The organism is Thermosporothrix hazakensis (genome assembly GCF_003253565.1).
GTDB classification, from domain to species: domain Bacteria; phylum Chloroflexota; class Ktedonobacteria; order Ktedonobacterales; family Ktedonobacteraceae; genus Thermosporothrix; species Thermosporothrix hazakensis.
In genome coordinates this window covers 165,542-180,554 of sequence record NZ_QKUF01000002.1, presented here as the reverse complement: position 1 = coordinate 180,554, position 15,013 = coordinate 165,542, and the positions used below count along the sequence as shown (strand labels likewise).

Here is a 15,013-nt window from a genome sequence, read left to right as displayed (position 1 = left end):
GCGTTCGAGGTGATGCGGCCTCTTTGCTCGGTCAGGCTGAGAGCTCCGGGGCAGCCTGCCAGGCCAACACGTGCTGAAGCAGCTTCTTCCGATTGTGGATCAGCCATTCCTCGCTCCAGAAGGTATGCTGGACCCGATTCTGCATGCGGGCATCACAGCCCGGCAAGATAGCGCCCGATTCGGTGAATGAGCGAGGCCGCATCTCGCAAACGCAAGACATCGGGCGGCACGAGCAGCTCATCTTTGTGCAGGGGAAGATGGGCGGTATATGCACGTCCAAATGCATCGATAACCTCCCACTCCTGCTCGCTGCCCATCAGGTACACCGGCCACCAGCTTAACGCAACGCAGAGGTCCAGCACCCGCAGATCCGTTCCGGCGAACTCGAAATCAAGCACGGCTGTGACCTGATTGCCCTGTACCAGAATGTTCGCCGGGTCATAGTCGCGATGGAGCAATTGTTGCGGGAGTCGCTGATAGAGGCCCGGCGTCCGTTCCATAATATCCGTAAGCAAGGCGCGGAGCCGGTTGCTCTGTTCAGGCTCTAGCGGCAGGCGCTTGAGTGCAGCGAGTGGATCGGGGACCAATGGATAGGCGTGCGCGAAGTCACCAAAGGCTGTCTGCTCAGGTGCAGGGAGATCAAGCGTCGCGAGGGCGCTGTCAAGCTGTGCGAGTGCGACCCCGGCTGCACGAACCAGCGGGAGATGATGCCGTTCGGTTGGTGCTCCGCTCCCCTTGCCCGGCAGGCGACGCATGAGCGCGACAAGCGCCGTGCCATCATGGAGTAGATGTTCTCCTGTATGCGTCGATAACGGTACTGGAAGTGAGAACGAGAGTTGCTGCTTTGCAAGTTTAATGAGCAATTGGATCTCGTAGAGGATACGAGATACGTTATGTCTTCCCGGGGTGATGCGCAAGACATACTCTTCTCCCTCCTCGGTCTGAACGAGCCAGCTTGTATTGTTAGTTCCGCTTGTCAGCGGTGAAATATGCACAGGTCTGATTGACCAGGCGTCCAGGTACTGGTGCATAACGGTCCTCTCTCTTTTCTGTCGTCAGGATGATGTTTGCTCCAGGAAGAGTCCCTTCTTGAGTTGTGCCATGTACGCCTGAATGATAGCGGGAAGGTCGGTGTGTGTTTCCTCTTCCAGCCAGCATTGCAGCGCGACGCGAAACGCGGTCAGAGTAGTCGCGGCAATAAAGCGGATCTGTAGCGGGTCGTACTGTTCGCCCCAGTGCTTGCTGATGAACTCGCGCAGAAGTGGCTCAATGCTGACCATGCGATACAGGTAGCCCGGTTGCAGTTCTGGCGTGGTGAGGATGACGCGAGAGAGCAGATAAAAATGGTCGCGTCGGCGCTGATGGAGCTCTCCCAGTTGTGTAAAGATATCCTCAAGCGCGTCGTACAGCGTGATCCCGGCCGGCTGCTGCTCGAAGGCGCTTCTGGCAGTGTCGTGGAAGTCGCGCCAGCTCGCAAAAACAACATCTTCCTTTGAGGCGAAATAGCGGAAGAAGGTGCGAGGGGACAGGACAACGGCATTGGTAATATCTTCGATCGATGTGTTCTCGTACCCCTTTTCGAGGAAGAGGCGCAGTGCGGCTTCTTCGATGGCAATACGAGCCATCATTTTCTTGCGCTCCCTGAGGTTCAGTTCTCTCTTCATGCCCTTTTGCTCCTTCGATATGGTCATTCTCTGCCCTTTTTCCGAGGTTGACAAATGTCACTCACTGACATTATATTTGATAGTGATGATGCATGTCATCAGTATACGCTGTTTTGTCCAGTCACTTGCTCAAATTGAGGGTTCCGGTTGATAGGTAGAAAGGAACAGCATCAATGAAAGTCACAGCTTTTACGGACAGATGTATTGCCAGCGGTTCCTGCGTGCTGGCCTGCCCGCAGGTCTTCGATCAGCGGGAAACAGATGGCGTGGTTCGTGTCTTGCAGGAGCGCCCTCCACTGGAATTGTTGGAGAAGGTGAAAAATGCCGCTTTTGCCTGCCCGGCTCAGGTGTTTACCGTTGAGGATGAAGAGAACACGTCGGAACTGATTGTTGTAGAGGACGATAGCGAACAGGCGTAGATTGTGGGGTCACGTTGTTTTGCTATCGTTTTTTTGTAGAGGCAGTTGGTTTTCGCTCTAGCAGGTATGGTGTAGTGTATCTATAGAGTCTCTCAGGAGAGTGAAATGATGAGTGAAGAACAGCACGTACAAACAGCGGACGAAATACTCAATTACCCGTTTCCTACTGAGAATCGCCTTCAGTGCCCTGCCGAGTACAAGCGCTTACGGCAGGAATGCCCGGTTGCCCGCGTCCATATGCCGTATGGTGGCGATGCTTACCTGTTGACGCGCTATGCAGATGTCGCGAAGGCATTTCAGGACCCTCGTTGTGGCATGATTCAGCGTTCGGATGGCGATGTGCCGCGTATTGAGGCGGGCGACGTTGTAGGGGCCAGCTCCTCCAATGAATCGCTCTTCAGCGTCTCGGACAAGCGACATAACAAGATCCGTCGTCTGGTAACACAACTGTTTACCGTCCAGCATGCGAACACGCTTCGCGCACGTGTAGTCGAAGTTACCAACGAGCTGATCGATGCAATGGAGCGCTCTGGGCCACCGGCGGACCTGTTTGAGGATTACGCGATTCAGACACCGATGACCGTGCTCTGTGAGCTGCTTGGCATTCCGCGCAAGGATGAAAAGCTCTGGCGCGAGTGGGGCCGCACTGCTATTTCCAAGACGGTGAGCGTTGAACAGCGGCAGGCACAGTGGCAGAAGGTTGCGCTGTACCTGAAAGATATTATTGAGCAGGAGAGGCAAAACCCGCGCAATACAATCATCAGCGTGCTGGTGAAGGCACATGACGAGGGCGGCGACGAGGTCCTCACCGAGGGAGAGATGTACTCGTTCGCACTCGGGTTGATTGTCGCCGGGTTTGAGACAGTCAGCACGACCTTTACCAACTCTGCTTTCATCTTGCTCCAGCGTCCTGACCTCCTGGAACAGCTTAAGGAGCGAGTCGACGACCCTGAACGCATGGCCTCGGCTGTGGAAGAGATTCTGCGTATCACGCCTGTTGGCAATGGTCGTCCAAGAATTACCCGCGACGCAGTGGCGTTCGGTGACAAGACGATCCCGAGCGGAGAAGTCATTTTCCTGTCCACGCTCTCGGCCAACTATGATGAGGAGCGTTTCCCGGACCCGGAGAAGGTCGACTTTGACCGCACGGGTGGCCCGGTGATGAGCTTTGGTCGGGGCATTCATGCCTGCCTCGGTCAGCAGATTGCGCGGATGGAACTTCAGACGCTCTGGAGCACGCTTTTGAAGCGCCTGCCGACGATTCGCCTGGCTGTGCCTCCCGAGGAAGTGCCCTGGAGGCCAGATGAGACGCTGACATACGGTCCGGCCCATCTCCCTGTCACCTGGTAGTGTTCCTCGAGAAGGAGGGTGGTGTCATGCTCTCCTTCTCCCGCGTTTTATTCCCTAACCTCCATACCTTCAGATTCCCATAAACGTGCTTCTCCCTGGGTCCCCTTTCTATCCACGCATACCTGAACGGACTCGATAACCAGCACTACCCGGGTGGGTGGTGTGGTTGCCTCGTGTGGCTGGTATCCTTTTAGCAGAAGATCGTTCTGGATAGAGTAACTACTGCTAAAGGAGATACATTCTATGTTATTACGAGAAAAAAAGGGAAATCCTGCGACGGAGCCGGTCCCGGGGGTAGCACCAACGCGTCTGCACTTTATTGACAATATTCGTATCCTGCTTACTATTCCGGTTGTGCTGGTTCATCTTGCTGTTACGTATGCTATGCTGGCGCTCTGATATTATTATGACACGAGTTCTCAGCTCGATATAGTTACTGTACTTGTGCTTGCAGCCTTTGTGTTTATAAATCAGTCCTACTTTATGAGCTTCTTTTTCTGATATCAGCCTATTTTGTGCCGGGAGCATATGACCGCAAGGGTGGAGCCCGTTTCTGGAAAGAGCGTCTGCTGAGGCTTGGAGTGCCGTTACTGGTTGTCTCCTTTCTGCTCAATCCGCTGCTCAGCTATGTGACCGGTGCCAGGGGGTCATACTGGGAGCAGATCGGGCCGGCGTGCTCTGGTTTGTAGCGGCGCTGCTGCTGTTTACTGCGGGCTACGCGCTGTATCGTCGCTGGGGGCCGGAGTTGGATCTTTCTCGCCTGCCGAACGTGCCGACCTATCGCATGGCCCTGCTATTCACGCTGCTGATCGCGGCGATGACGTTTCTGGTGCGGCTGGTGTTTCCTCTGGGGCTGTTCATTCCCTGGGTCGGGTTTCAGCCTGGTAGCTTTCCACAGTACATCTGTATGTTTATTGTGGGCCTGATCGCCTATCGCTGCAACAGGTTCCAGCAGCTCCCGATATCTCTTGGGAGAAAAGCGCTGTGGGGTGTAGCGGCTGCATCGGCCATCCTCTTTCCGCTTTCGGTGCTGGTTGGATTTGATGGTGCGTTCGTGGGGGCTGCATTGGCAGGCCGCTACCTATGCGCTCTGGGAAGCGATCATGTGCACGCATGTCTGTATCGGGTTGTTGTTGTTTCGGCAGCGTTTGAACCGCCAGGGAAGCGTGCTGAAGGGGATGGCAGCGCAGTCGTACACAGTCTCTATCATTCATCCAATGGTCATCGTCGCGGGTGCGTTTCTCCTGCATTGGGTGCCGCTCTACCCGCTGGTAAAGTTCGTGGTAGCCGCGCTGCTCATGGTCCCGGTATGTTTTCTGCTTGCGGGGGCGCTGCGGGCCATCCCCGGAGCGAAGAAGATCCTGTAAGCCAACAGAAGAGACTGGTGGCGCTCCTTGCTATCAGCCTCTCTCATTGTGAGATGAACGCCCATGTCGCACATGGCAAGTCGTCAGACGGCTTCCGGTGCCGGGGGATTGGGTTGTATCCCCTTAAAAAGGAGGGGAAAGCTGCCCTCCTTAATTCCAGGTTCGGCCCGCGTTGATCTCCTCCTTTTTGCGGAACGCGGTTTCCAGATCGACCTGAAAGGCATTTGCCAGATCGAGCAGGTAGCTGAACACATCGGCGAACTCTTCCTCTAGCTCCCACCGCTTCTGTTTTGCCTGCTCCTGATAGAGTCCCTGAGCGTTCCGAATTGCCTTTGCCAGTTCACCGATCTCTTCGGTGAAGAGCAGGAACTTTTCGGCGTAACTATCTTTTGTCCAGCCGCGTTCCTTACAGATCTCATCCATATAGCGCTGAAGGTCGGGCAGGGTTGGATGTGCGGGTAGCTGTGCCATAGGATACCTCTTCTTTCTACTTAAAAATGAGAGCGAAGTTCGTGAAAAGCGGAGAGCGTGAGGAGCTGCCCTTCTCCCTGATGCACTACATCTTCATGCTCCAAACGCCACGTGTGCGGATGCGGAAGAAAGACCGCGTTCAGCCCGGCCGCAAGCGCGGGATTGATATCAGACCGGGGAGAGTTGCCAATCATCCAGGTATGGCGCGGGTCAAGATGCAGCTCCTCAACGATCCGGTGATAGGTCGGGACATCTTTTTCATGCACGATAAGCGCCTTCTGAAAGTAGTGCTCGATATTTGAGCGCTCGATCTTCAGTTTTTGCTCCTCAAGATCTCCTTTTGTCAACAGGAAGAGATCATGTCGAGGATAGAGATACTCCAGCGTATCTTGAACGCCATCAAGCAGCTCCAGCGGCTGCATGCGAATCTGTTCGCCAAAGCTACGCACCTGCTGAAGTTCCTCTTCCTGTGGATCTTTCTCGGCCAGACGGCAATAGGTCTCGACCAGGCTTCGGGTGAAGTTCACGGTTCCATAGCCCATCAGGCGCTCGACCTCGTCAAGCGTAGCCCGTACCTCTTCGGCGCTCAATTGTGAGTGGTTGAGGAAGGTGATAAAATTGTGAATGGCCTGCTCGAAGTATATGTTATTTTGCCAGAGTGTGTCATCTGCATCAAAAATGAGATGATAGCGCATGCTGAATCCTTTCTTGACTGCCTAGCCTGCCGGTTGCGCCGTCGAGGCCCGAATCATCAATGTGAGAGGGATGGTCAGTGACGCGGGGGCTGTCCCTTCTTCAAGCGCCTGCAAGAGCAACGCAAGCGCCTGCGCACCAATCGTGCGAGCTGGAATGGCAACGGTGGTCAACTCGGGGTCAAGCATGCTGGCGATAATGCTGTCATCGAAGCTGACAACCGAGAGATCACGCGGAATTGAGCGGTGCAGCGCCCGAGCTGCTTTGTAGACCCCAACCGCCAGCACATCGCTATCACAGACAATCGCTGATGGCGGCTCAGGGCAGGTCAGAAGCTGATGGGCAGCTCGCGATGCATCGGCACTGGTAAAAGCGGCACGCGCCAGATAGTCTGCTGGAAATGAGAGCCCGGCCTGATGTAGCGCTGCCTGATAGGCATGATGTCGCTGATGGAACGAGGTGGCATCGACAGCGGCACCCAGATGAGCAATGCGCCTGTGCCCCAGGTGAATGAGATGTTCCATTGCTGCCTGCATGCCTGTCTCCACGTCCAGTTGAAGTGATGGGAGGCCCTGATAGGTTTCATCGACAATGATCGCTTTCCCCTGCAAGACCTGCGCTATGCTCTCGCTGGGCGGTTGCAGGGTGCAGAACAGGAAACCGTCCACGGCGCGAGAGGTCAGTGCGTCCAGAACAACGTGTTGCCAGTCCTGTTCCTCGTGCAATTGAGCAAGCAGTACAGAGTAGCCCGATGTGCGTGCGGCTTCTTCAGCACCCTGAAGCACGGCGGCAAAGTAGGGGTTACTGACATCGGGAACGACGAGTGCAACAATTCGGGAGCGTCCAGAACGAAGCGTGCGTGCGGCTCTGTTCGGGTGGTAGCCAAGTTCACGCGCGGCTTGAAGGATGGCTTCCTGTGTGCGCTTCCCTACGCGGCCCTCCGCTTTTCCGCCAAAGACAAGTGACACGGCTGATTGCGAGACCCCGGCGCGACGCGCTACATCGAAACTGGTTGGGCGTGGCTGTTTCTCCTGCATACATTCCTCTCCGGGTACGTCATACGTATGACTTTACCCGATAAAGGCAGGACTTGTCAAGAGGCCCGATCGTTGCCGGGCCTCATTAAAGGTCTACTCATGAACCGGTTCCAGGACTGTTTCTTGTGGCTCCTCGGTCAGCGTGCGGGGCAGACCGCGCACCGAGAGGAACGTACAGATCAGTGCGATGATCCCGAGCCCGAGCATGACAAGCACGCTGCTGGTCGCGCGGGTTGCCATACTGGCGGTTGCTTGCCAGGACCAGAGCAGACTGACCAGTGCCGGACCGCAGAGAAAGCCAAACTGTCGCGCGGTGTTGGAAAGCGCGCTTGCGGCTCCGAGCGTTTCACGTGGGCCGATGCTCATCATAAAGGTGAGAAGCGGGCCGTAAGCGAGGCCATTGCCCAGGCCAAAGAGCAAGAGACGCCAGTCCAGATCAAGGGCGCTGGTCGGGGTGGCGATGGTCAGAAGGAGCATCAGTAGCCCGATCAGTGAGATCGTCCAGCCGAGAGGCATCATCAGCCGCACGCCCAGGCGGTCGGTCAGGAAGCCTCCGGGAGGACCTATAATCAGCATGCTGAGTGATGGAATCAGCAGGATAAAGCCGGAGGCCGCCAGATCGAGATGATGCACGTCTTGCAGCACGAATGGCATCAGGTACGAGAGCGCTCCACTGGCTGAACTAAAGGCAAGCAGGATAACCAGCGAACCGAGAAAGCGGGGCTGACGCAGCAGGTAGCCCATCTGCCCGAAACCGCTCCGGGTGACAGTACCAAACGTGACGCCGGGCAAGCAGAGCAGCGCCAGCACTGTCGCGATCAGCACAACCGGGATATTGACCAGGAACACGGCGGGCCATTCCCATACGGAGAGTATGAGCCCCCCAAGCGCTGGCCCGGCAATGGCTCCTAATGGTCCCATTGAACCGAGAATTCCCATTGCTCGCCCGCGCTCGTGTGGCTCAATCGCGGCAGTGGCAATCGCCATTCCCTGTGAGCCGATCAGTGCTCCAAATGCGCCCTGTACCGCACGTCCGATCAGCAGCACAGAGAATGAGGGCGCAAAAGCGCAGATCATGCTGGCTATACCGAAGCCAAGCACGCCGACAAGAAAGGTGGTAAGTGGTGACCAGCGGGTGATAAGGAGCCCGGCGGGCAGCATCAGCAGGGTTAAGGGGACAGAATATACCATCATCACGGCGGACATAGCTGCGTCTGTCTGGTGAAAGGCACGCCCCATCACCGGGAGTGCCAGCGCAACCACATTCATATCAACAGAGAACATGATGATTGAGAGTCCGACCGCGAGAACAACGCCCCATCGACGCATGTTTTTTTCCTCCATCATAGATCAGTGTGTGTGAGTACGTCGATAGGGTAGCATTCGGGGAGAGTGGCGCACATCATCCCGAATGACGATAGGGTGTATGATACTCGTTCGCCTGTTGGGGAACGGGATTGAGAAGACCCAGACGATGCGCGACCTTGATGGCGGAGGCGCGGTTATGCACGTTCAGCTTGCGATAGATGCTCTGCACCTGCGTGCGCACCGTGTTGACAGAGACAATCAACTGTTGTGCGATGTCGGCATTGGAGCGACCGAGTGAAAGCTGATAGAGCACACGTTGCTCTTGTGGACTGAGTGGCTCCAGCAGGGCAGGTGCAGGTTGGGGCTCTTCCGGTGAGGCATGTAGCAGGCGCTGGATGTAGCCAGCCAGAGAGGACGTCCGCGATGGAAGCAGGGAGTGTAGCAGGTCCATCATTGCTTTGCCCTCATCCAGAAACAGGCGCATATAGCCCTCGACATAGGTCTGTTCAAGCAGGGAACGAAGCGTCTGTTGTGCGCGGGCGTACTGCTTCTGTGCGGCATAGAGCAGGGCGAGCAGGGCCTGTATCTCATAGACACTGCGCATATGGCCCGATGCCTCAGCCTCGCACCGCAGGCGTTGCAAGAGGTCGAGTGCCTCGTCATCGCGGTGCTGTCTGTGAAGCCAGCGAGCAAGTACCAGCGCCTCACGTTCGGCAGTGAAGGGCTGTACCGCCTCATCACGCGTGCTATGGATCCAGCGCTGTACGGTTGCCAGATCTCCCGCTGCCAGTGCTTGCTGTGCCTGTAGCGCCTGTATCTCACGAATGAGCGTCACAGGAAGGGAGCCAGAAAGGCCTTTCATGCTGTTTGCCAGCATGTGCAGCCGGTGAATGGCCTGCTGACTTTCTCCTCGGGCGTGACTGATGCGAGCAAGCTGCAAGGTTCCCTGTACCTGATGAAGCGTGTAGCCAAGCTGCTCATTGATGGCCAGCGCTTCCTGTATCTGCTGTTGGGCGGTAGCGAGCTCGTTCCACTCATACGAGATGTGTGCAAGGCCGAGCAGGGCGTGCGCGATATCATTGCTATAGATATGGGCCCTCGCCTCGTCCAGCGCGCGCTGATAGTAGTCGGCGGCGCGATGCAGTTCGCCCTGCTCCGTATAGGTGCGGGCCAGCATGTTCGCGGTCGTCCGTTTGAAGTAGTGATTATCGACCTCCTGACAGAGCGCGTAGGCCTCTTCGAGGAGCTGACGCGAGGTCGTGACCTCTCCCAGATGCAGTAATGCAGCTTTTCCTGCCATGCTCAGGCTCAGGCAGCGCCAGGAGAGTTGTTCGGGCGAGAGCAAGGTCAGGGCGTGTCGGGCATATTTCCCGGCCAGCTCGGAGTCATCCTGCCGCCAGGCAAGCAGGGCGCGAAATGCGTAGATTTCACCCAGGCGCGGATGATTGTTCTCGGCCTGAAAGTGCTCCTCCGCGATACGCAGGAACCCTTCGATGCTTTCCAGATGTTCCCCGGAGGGCTGCCAGGTGACGACGGTAAACAACCGGGCGATCGCGTATGCCAGGCAAAGCGCCGGGTGCTGTGTGAGCTGCTCGGTGGGAAGCTGGCTTAACCAGTGATACAGGGCGTGGTAGTCGCGTTGCTGGTTTTCGTGTGGCGAGAGCGCAAGCAAGCGTTCAATCAAAACAATGGCACGCGGATAGTTGCGGGCGTGCAGCGCCGCCTCGATTGCTTCCGTGTAGAAGCCGTGCTGTTCATACCAGAGACTTGCCTGTGAAGAGAGAGCTGAGAGCGTCTCTGCTCCCAACCGCTGCCGGGCTTCCTGCTGCATAGCCTCGGCAAAGAGTCCATGATAGCGGTACCATTCACCCGCGCCGAGCGGCTCAAGGAATAGGTTCAGCCGGGCCAGCTCAGCAAGGATGTGCTGACTGTCATGGCTGCCGGTCAGTGCATCACAGAGGGAAGCGTTCAGGCGACCGAGCACGCTTGTCTGCAACAGAAACCGTTGCATGGGCTCAGGCTGTGTGTTCAGCACCTCCGTGACAAAATAGTCCTGCAACGAGTCCTGACGGCTCGCGAAGGTGTGCAGGATGGTGTTCATTTCCGGGAAGGCTGCGTGTGCTTGCAATGTGTACAGGAGCAGACGCAGCCCGGCGGCCCATCCTTCGAAGTGCGTCGTGATCTGTTGTGCGACCTCAGGGAGAACGGACGCTCCCGTTTCCTGTTGGAGCAGGCGCCGGGTTTCCGCTTGCGTAAAGCGCAGCGCCGCGGACTGGATCTCATAGAGCTCGTTCCGGGCACGCAGGCGAGCCAGCGGGAATGCCGGATCACTTCGTGTCGTGATGATGACGTGCATGTCCTCGGGGAGGTAGTCGAGGAAGAATGTCATGTTTTCCTGGATACGCTTGGAGGTAATAACGTGGTAATCATCCAGCACCAGCACACCCCCATGCCTGGATTGCGCCAGCTCGTTCAGGAACAGAGTCAGTGCTGTCTCGATGATTGATGGCTCGAAGGGTGGTTGCGCCTTCGTTTGAAGGAGCGTCAGGGCGTCCTGTATCCCGCTCTGGAAATGCAGGCAGGCGGTCATCACATAGCGCCAGAAACGGCTTGCATCGTTGTCGTCGGCATCCAGTGAGACCCAGGCAACCGGCGGCATGGACTCCTGTCGTGCGGCGATCCACTGCCGCACCAGAGTGGTTTTTCCTGAACCGGCGGGCGCGGAAATCAGGGTGAGCTTCTGTTCCAGGCTTCGATCAAGCTGACGCAGCAAGTGATCTCGGACGAGCAGCGCAGAATGTAGCCTGGGGAGCCGTGTTTTCGAGAGCAGCAGGTCAACAGGTCGCTCGTCTGGTTTGGAGGGGGCGGGCTGCTCCATGAGGGTTCGCGCGATCTGTTCAAGGCGATCGAAGTCCAGGTCTCCTGTGCGCCCGACGTAGCGCTTGACTGTTCGCTTGCCCCGCCGACGATAGGCATACCAGTAGCCGTCGTTGCCGCGTGGGCGCATCTCTTTGAGCAGCGTGAGCTGTCCTTCTCTGCCCTGAAATGAGAATGAGGTATATGCTGAGAGCCGCTGTTTCCATGTTTCCGGCTCTACAATACCGCTCTCCTGTGTGTCGCGCCAGAGATAGCGCTGTGCATCCTGCGACCAGACAAGCGTTGCCTTTGCCATTCGTCTCCTAAATTCCTGAAAAAAATGAACGACTGTTCCCCAACATGTATGAGAAGAGTATAACCCCTGAAGGGAGAGGATGCAAGTTCCTGCACTTCTGGCGTCCCTGGAGGGGTGCTGATGCATCCGGACGCGACGGTGCTCATTTACCAGGTCGGGCGGAACTTCTGGGGCAGCGTGCCCCCATTGACCAGCATGACCAGGTGACGCAGATCTGTGCGCAGGGTGTGCATCCGCTCGGCTCCAAGCTCTGCTGTTAGTTGCCTTTCCAGGTGCGAGAGAAATGCTTCAGTCTCGCGAATGCAGCTCCAGCCTCGTTCTGTCAGGGTGACAAGCTTGCCGCGCCTGTCCTGGGGGTGCGGCTGCCGTGCCACATAGCCTCTCCGCTCAAGGTAGTCGATCATTTCGCTGGCTGCCTGCTTGGTGATATCCAGGAATTCGGCGAGCTCGTTTCCGGTCGCGCCAGCCGGAGCCAGGCGGGTAAAGGCAAAGCCATGCGCCGGGCGCACGTCACCATAGCCCCGGGCTGTCAGATGCTCGTGCAGCGCGTCAATGATGCTGCGGAAGCCGAGCCCGAGCAGGATGGTCAGGTCATAGGTAGGTGTCGGTTCCATCAATTCCGTTCCTTTTTCTCATGTAATGGTCAGGTTGCTTGACTATTTTCTCTGTATAGAGTATACTCCTTGAGGTAGTCAGGTTGCTTGACTATTTGAGAGCGAAAACGCTTTCATAGAGAAAGAACGATTTGAACACGATGGAGGATACCGGATGACCGTTTCAGATAACTGTGCCGTGGTGACGCGCTTTCTTACCGAGGTCTGGAACAACAAGCGGACAGATGCGCTTGACGACTTTCTTGATCCCGCGTATTACGATTTCACGTATGAGCCGCGCAACCGCGAGGGGCATGAACGTGCGCTTGCGCTGATGCAGGCGGCCTATCCTGATCATGAAACCATTATTGAAGAGATCGTCGGGCAAGGGGATACTGTCGCCGTCTGCCTGACGCTGAAAGGCACACATACGGGGGAGCCGTTTCGTGGCATTCCTGCGACAGGTAAGACGTTTGCGATCGGGGGCTATCGTTTCTTCAAGCTTCGGGCGGGAAAGATTGTCTCGCATCGTGGCCTGATAGATCTTCCCTCCATGCTCCAGCAGATTGGCGGCTAGGGATTGGCGGCCTGGTGCAAGGGCCGCCTCCCGAATCTCAGGAGAGCACCGTTTCCTGCTCGCCATCTATCAGGATGACCTCCCCGTCCCGCAATGCTTTAAAAGAGATATGATGGTCAATATAGTATTGAACCAGTTGCTCGACCGCTGCTGACTCAGGATGCTCAGAGCGATAATGCGGAGCCAGCGCATAGGGAACAAGGTTCAACCCCTCCCAGACCGGCTCAGGAGCGTAGCCAGCGGGGCATGCTTCTACATCATCAACCAGTTCCACGCCCCGCAATGATGGGGTCAGCACAACAGCACCCGCGCTATAGCCCCCGTAGGCAAGTGCATCATGTCGTAGCAGATCGGGCAGGAGCGTATCAAAGCCGCTGGTACGCATGGCTCGGCGCAATACGAACGAGTTGCCTCCCCGTACCCAGATCAAACCGAAAGCAGGAAGCAGGGCCGCAAGCTCCTCGGTTTTGTTGAAGTAGTGGCGCAGGTCGAGCTCAACCGGTGTCAGACCAAGCTCGGTAAGCGCTGTCATCTCCTGTTGCAGGCGTAGCTGCCGGTCTGTTTCTGTGAGCGTGTCACAGGCGTTCAGGATGATTGCCGCTCGCCTGTTCTCTTTGACCAGATGGGCCAGTTGCTCTGGTTGCCTGCCAAGCCGGAACGAGGAAAGGAAAAGACGCATAGATAAAGGATCTCCTTCAGCAAATGGATGTGTTATCCAGCGTAGCATGTGCTGTCAATATGGGTGAGGTAGGCGAGAGAAGCCAGGCTTTGCTGTTACACCGGGTTGGCTTTCTATCGTGTATACCCAGAAGGCAGACCGGTTCTGCTCTGTTTTGCAATCAGGGAAAGGAGGAGAAGCGCATGCGAAAACGAATGGCGTTGTTGGGATTGGCCGCCGCAGGGGGCGTGCTTCTCGGACGAAAATGGTGGCAGCACAGGCGGGAAGAAGAGGCGCATGTCAGCCAGTCGGAGGAATCGTATCACCAGTCAGGAACGCGTATCCTGATCCTGGGGGCTGGCTTCGGAGGTCTCTCTACCGCTTTGAAGCTCGACCAGCAATTTGGACCATCGGATAATGTCAGCATCCTGGTGGTGGATCGAAACAATGATATGTTGTTTACGCCGCTTCTCTGGACGGTTGCCAGCGGGCGAGCAGATCCAGACAACATTCTGATCCCTATTCGGGCCTTCCAGCGAGGACGGCACTTCCACGTGTTGCATGCTGAGGTCGTCGGGATTGATCTTGAGAACAAGCGGGTGCACACCTCGGCTGGCATGCGCTCCTATGACATCCTGGTCATCGCGCTGGGCAGTCATACCACGATGCCGCATTTGCCGGGCCTGGAAGAATATGCATTCCCGTTCCATACCCCTGCCGATGCGCTGGAATTGCGCAACCGGCTGATAGACTGCATTGAGGCTGCACATCGCACCTCTGATCCAGAGGAGAAGCAGGCTTTCCTGACGTTTGTGGTTGGTGGGGCGGGTGATACCGGTGTTGAGCTTGCAGCTATTATCCATGATTATGTGACCAGTGGACTCGCGAGAGAATATCCGTGGCTGGTGAATCATCCGGTACGGGTGATTGTGGCTGGTCGTGCGGATCGGATTCTGCCCACAAGTAACCCCGGGATCGCGCAGAAGACGCGGCAGGTGCTTGAGAGCGAGGGCATTGAGATCCACACCGGGACATCGGTCAAGGCAGTGACCGCGACTACGGTCGAGACGTCTCACGGCACGATTCCATCACATACGCTCTTCTGGGCCGCCGGAACGACAGCCCCGCACGTGGTGAAAGAATTGCCCGTGCATCATGCGCACAATGGCGCGGTCTTTGTCGATCAATACCTGCGCATTCCCACGCATCCAGACGTCTATGTGTTGGGAGATTCGGCCTGGGCGTATGACTCGGCCACAGGAAACCCGATTCCGGCAACCGCACAGGCTGCCCTGCATCAGGGGAACTATCTTGGCAAGGCGATTGCGACGGTGATTCGTGGCGGGCAGCCAGAGCCATATGAGTTCAAGATGCTTGGTCATCTGGTGCTGCTCGGTCGTCAAACTGGCGTGGCAAGGATTGGCGATGTGACGCTGACCGGACTGCCCGCCTGGGTTGTCTGGCACCTCGTGTACTTGCTTCGGATTCCCTCGATGACCAAGCGCCTGCAACTCACGCTGAACTGGGTGCTTTCCGCCATTCTGGGCCGTGAAACCGGTCAGATTCGGTTGCAGACGGGTACACCGCTCCATCAGAAGATGCTGGAGTTGCAGACGACCTGAGACCTTGAAAAGAGTGCAGGGCTGCCCCTGCTCTCTCTTCCACCTCCACAGGATGGCCGGGCATTTCTCTGTAATCGGTATA

The 15,013-nt window shown here is 56.8% G+C and carries 16 protein-coding genes; 7 read left to right on the top strand and 9 right to left on the bottom strand.

All coding sequences use genetic code 11. The annotated features are described in order from the left end of the window. Nucleotides 1-152: 152 nt before the first annotated feature. Together EI42_RS06025 and EI42_RS06020 are read right to left on the bottom strand one after the other, a co-directional pair. Nucleotides 153-1,031 (bottom strand): phosphotransferase enzyme family protein, encoded by an 879-nt coding sequence (locus EI42_RS06025; protein WP_111319882.1) that lies wholly within the window; start codon nt 1,029-1,031, stop codon nt 153-155. 24 nt (nt 1,032-1,055) lie between these two features. Continuing rightward, entirely contained in the window at nt 1,056-1,664 is a 609-nt protein-coding gene (locus tag EI42_RS06020) for a TetR family transcriptional regulator (protein WP_170142398.1), read from the bottom strand. 173 nt (nt 1,665-1,837) lie between these two features. Here EI42_RS06020 and EI42_RS06015 point away from each other — a divergent pair, with 173 nt between their 5' ends. The 5 genes from EI42_RS06015 (at nt 1,838) to EI42_RS06005 (ending at nt 4,976) form a co-directional block, all read left to right on the top strand. After that, nucleotides 1,838-2,083: a ferredoxin gene (locus tag EI42_RS06015; RefSeq protein ID WP_111319878.1), complete on the top strand. Its 246-nt coding sequence runs from the start codon at nt 1,838-1,840 to the stop codon at nt 2,081-2,083. A gap of 105 nt (nt 2,084-2,188) precedes the next feature. Next, nucleotides 2,189-3,433 (top strand): cytochrome P450, encoded by a 1,245-nt coding sequence (locus EI42_RS06010; RefSeq protein ID WP_111319876.1) that lies wholly within the window; start codon nt 2,189-2,191, stop codon nt 3,431-3,433. A gap of 243 nt (nt 3,434-3,676) precedes the next feature. Beyond that, nucleotides 3,677-3,832 carry a hypothetical protein gene (locus EI42_RS32355; protein WP_170142397.1) on the top strand — a complete coding sequence of 52 codons (156 nt, stop codon included), beginning with the start codon at nt 3,677-3,679 and terminating at the stop codon, nt 3,830-3,832. A gap of 98 nt (nt 3,833-3,930) precedes the next feature. After that, nucleotides 3,931-4,122: a hypothetical protein gene (locus tag EI42_RS34810; protein ID WP_428843951.1), complete on the top strand. Its 192-nt coding sequence runs from the start codon at nt 3,931-3,933 to the stop codon at nt 4,120-4,122. After that, nucleotides 4,107-4,976, top strand: a complete 870-nt coding sequence (locus tag EI42_RS06005) for a hypothetical protein (RefSeq protein ID WP_111319874.1) — start codon at nt 4,107-4,109, stop codon at nt 4,974-4,976. Before EI42_RS34810 ends, EI42_RS06005 begins: the two co-directional genes overlap by 16 nt. On the opposite strand, the gene EI42_RS06000 is transcribed toward EI42_RS06005, so the two are convergent. From EI42_RS06000 to EI42_RS05975, 6 genes are all read right to left on the bottom strand, one after another. Continuing rightward, nucleotides 4,951-5,271: a MazG nucleotide pyrophosphohydrolase domain-containing protein gene (locus tag EI42_RS06000; protein WP_111319872.1), complete on the bottom strand. Its 321-nt coding sequence runs from the start codon at nt 5,269-5,271 to the stop codon at nt 4,951-4,953. The two genes, EI42_RS06005 and EI42_RS06000, sit on opposite strands and share 26 nt — an antisense overlap. Nucleotides 5,272-5,291: 20 nt before the next feature. Beyond that, a complete protein-coding gene (locus EI42_RS05995) occupies nt 5,292-5,966 on the bottom strand; it encodes an HAD family hydrolase (protein WP_111319870.1) in 675 nt (224 codons plus the stop codon). A 21-nt stretch (nt 5,967-5,987) separates the two neighbouring features. Beyond that, nucleotides 5,988-7,001, bottom strand: coding sequence for a LacI family DNA-binding transcriptional regulator (locus EI42_RS05990; protein WP_111319868.1), 1,014 nt, complete (start codon nt 6,999-7,001; stop codon nt 5,988-5,990). Between the two features lie 93 nt (nt 7,002-7,094). Further along, entirely contained in the window at nt 7,095-8,330 is a 1,236-nt protein-coding gene (locus tag EI42_RS05985; RefSeq protein WP_170142396.1) for an MFS transporter, read from the bottom strand. Nucleotides 8,331-8,403: 73 nt separating this feature from the next. After that, nucleotides 8,404-11,481, bottom strand: a complete 3,078-nt coding sequence (locus EI42_RS05980; RefSeq protein WP_170142395.1) for a winged helix-turn-helix domain-containing protein — start codon at nt 11,479-11,481, stop codon at nt 8,404-8,406. A gap of 146 nt (nt 11,482-11,627) precedes the next feature. Then, the gene (locus EI42_RS05975) at nt 11,628-12,095 is read right to left on the bottom strand and encodes a MarR family winged helix-turn-helix transcriptional regulator (protein ID WP_111319862.1); all 468 of its coding nucleotides are present in this window, start codon (nt 12,093-12,095) and stop codon (nt 11,628-11,630) included. Nucleotides 12,096-12,249: 154 nt separating this feature from the next. On the opposite strand from EI42_RS05975, the gene EI42_RS05970 reads away from it, so the two are divergent. Further along, nucleotides 12,250-12,651, top strand: a complete 402-nt coding sequence (locus EI42_RS05970; RefSeq protein ID WP_111319860.1) for an ester cyclase — start codon at nt 12,250-12,252, stop codon at nt 12,649-12,651. A 37-nt stretch (nt 12,652-12,688) separates the two neighbouring features. Here the strand turns inward: EI42_RS05970 and EI42_RS05965 are convergent, their stop codons facing one another. Then, nucleotides 12,689-13,330, bottom strand: coding sequence for a Type 1 glutamine amidotransferase-like domain-containing protein (locus EI42_RS05965; protein WP_111319858.1), 642 nt, complete (start codon nt 13,328-13,330; stop codon nt 12,689-12,691). A 182-nt stretch (nt 13,331-13,512) separates the two neighbouring features. Between EI42_RS05965 and EI42_RS05960 the strand changes: the two genes are divergently transcribed. Beyond that, the gene (locus EI42_RS05960) at nt 13,513-14,931 is read left to right on the top strand and encodes an NAD(P)/FAD-dependent oxidoreductase (RefSeq protein ID WP_211326047.1); all 1,419 of its coding nucleotides are present in this window, start codon (nt 13,513-13,515) and stop codon (nt 14,929-14,931) included. Nucleotides 14,932-15,013 lie beyond the last annotated feature (82 nt).

Bases quoted from the DNA above. Each gene is read 5' to 3' on its own strand.
- EI42_RS06025 (WP_111319882.1), bottom strand. From the start codon at position 1,031: ATGCACCAGTACCTGGACGCCTGGTCAATCAGACCTGTGCATATTTCA.
- EI42_RS06020 (WP_170142398.1), bottom strand. From the start codon at position 1,664: ATGAAGAGAGAACTGAACCTCAGGGAGCGCAAGAAAATGATGGCTCGT.
- EI42_RS06015 (WP_111319878.1), top strand. From the start codon at position 1,838: ATGAAAGTCACAGCTTTTACGGACAGATGTATTGCCAGCGGTTCCTGC.
- EI42_RS06010 (WP_111319876.1), top strand. From the start codon at position 2,189: ATGATGAGTGAAGAACAGCACGTACAAACAGCGGACGAAATACTCAAT.
- EI42_RS32355 (WP_170142397.1), top strand. From the start codon at position 3,677: ATGTTATTACGAGAAAAAAAGGGAAATCCTGCGACGGAGCCGGTCCCG.
- EI42_RS06000 (WP_111319872.1), bottom strand. From the start codon at position 5,271: ATGGCACAGCTACCCGCACATCCAACCCTGCCCGACCTTCAGCGCTAT.
- EI42_RS05995 (WP_111319870.1), bottom strand. From the start codon at position 5,966: ATGCGCTATCATCTCATTTTTGATGCAGATGACACACTCTGGCAAAAT.
- EI42_RS05990 (WP_111319868.1), bottom strand. From the start codon at position 7,001: ATGCAGGAGAAACAGCCACGCCCAACCAGTTTCGATGTAGCGCGTCGC.
- EI42_RS05985 (WP_170142396.1), bottom strand. From the start codon at position 8,330: ATGCGTCGATGGGGCGTTGTTCTCGCGGTCGGACTCTCAATCATCATG.
- EI42_RS05980 (WP_170142395.1), bottom strand. From the start codon at position 11,481: ATGGCAAAGGCAACGCTTGTCTGGTCGCAGGATGCACAGCGCTATCTC.
- EI42_RS05975 (WP_111319862.1), bottom strand. From the start codon at position 12,095: ATGGAACCGACACCTACCTATGACCTGACCATCCTGCTCGGGCTCGGC.
- EI42_RS05970 (WP_111319860.1), top strand. From the start codon at position 12,250: ATGACCGTTTCAGATAACTGTGCCGTGGTGACGCGCTTTCTTACCGAG.
- EI42_RS05965 (WP_111319858.1), bottom strand. From the start codon at position 13,330: ATGCGTCTTTTCCTTTCCTCGTTCCGGCTTGGCAGGCAACCAGAGCAA.
- EI42_RS05960 (WP_211326047.1), top strand. From the start codon at position 13,513: ATGCGAAAACGAATGGCGTTGTTGGGATTGGCCGCCGCAGGGGGCGTG.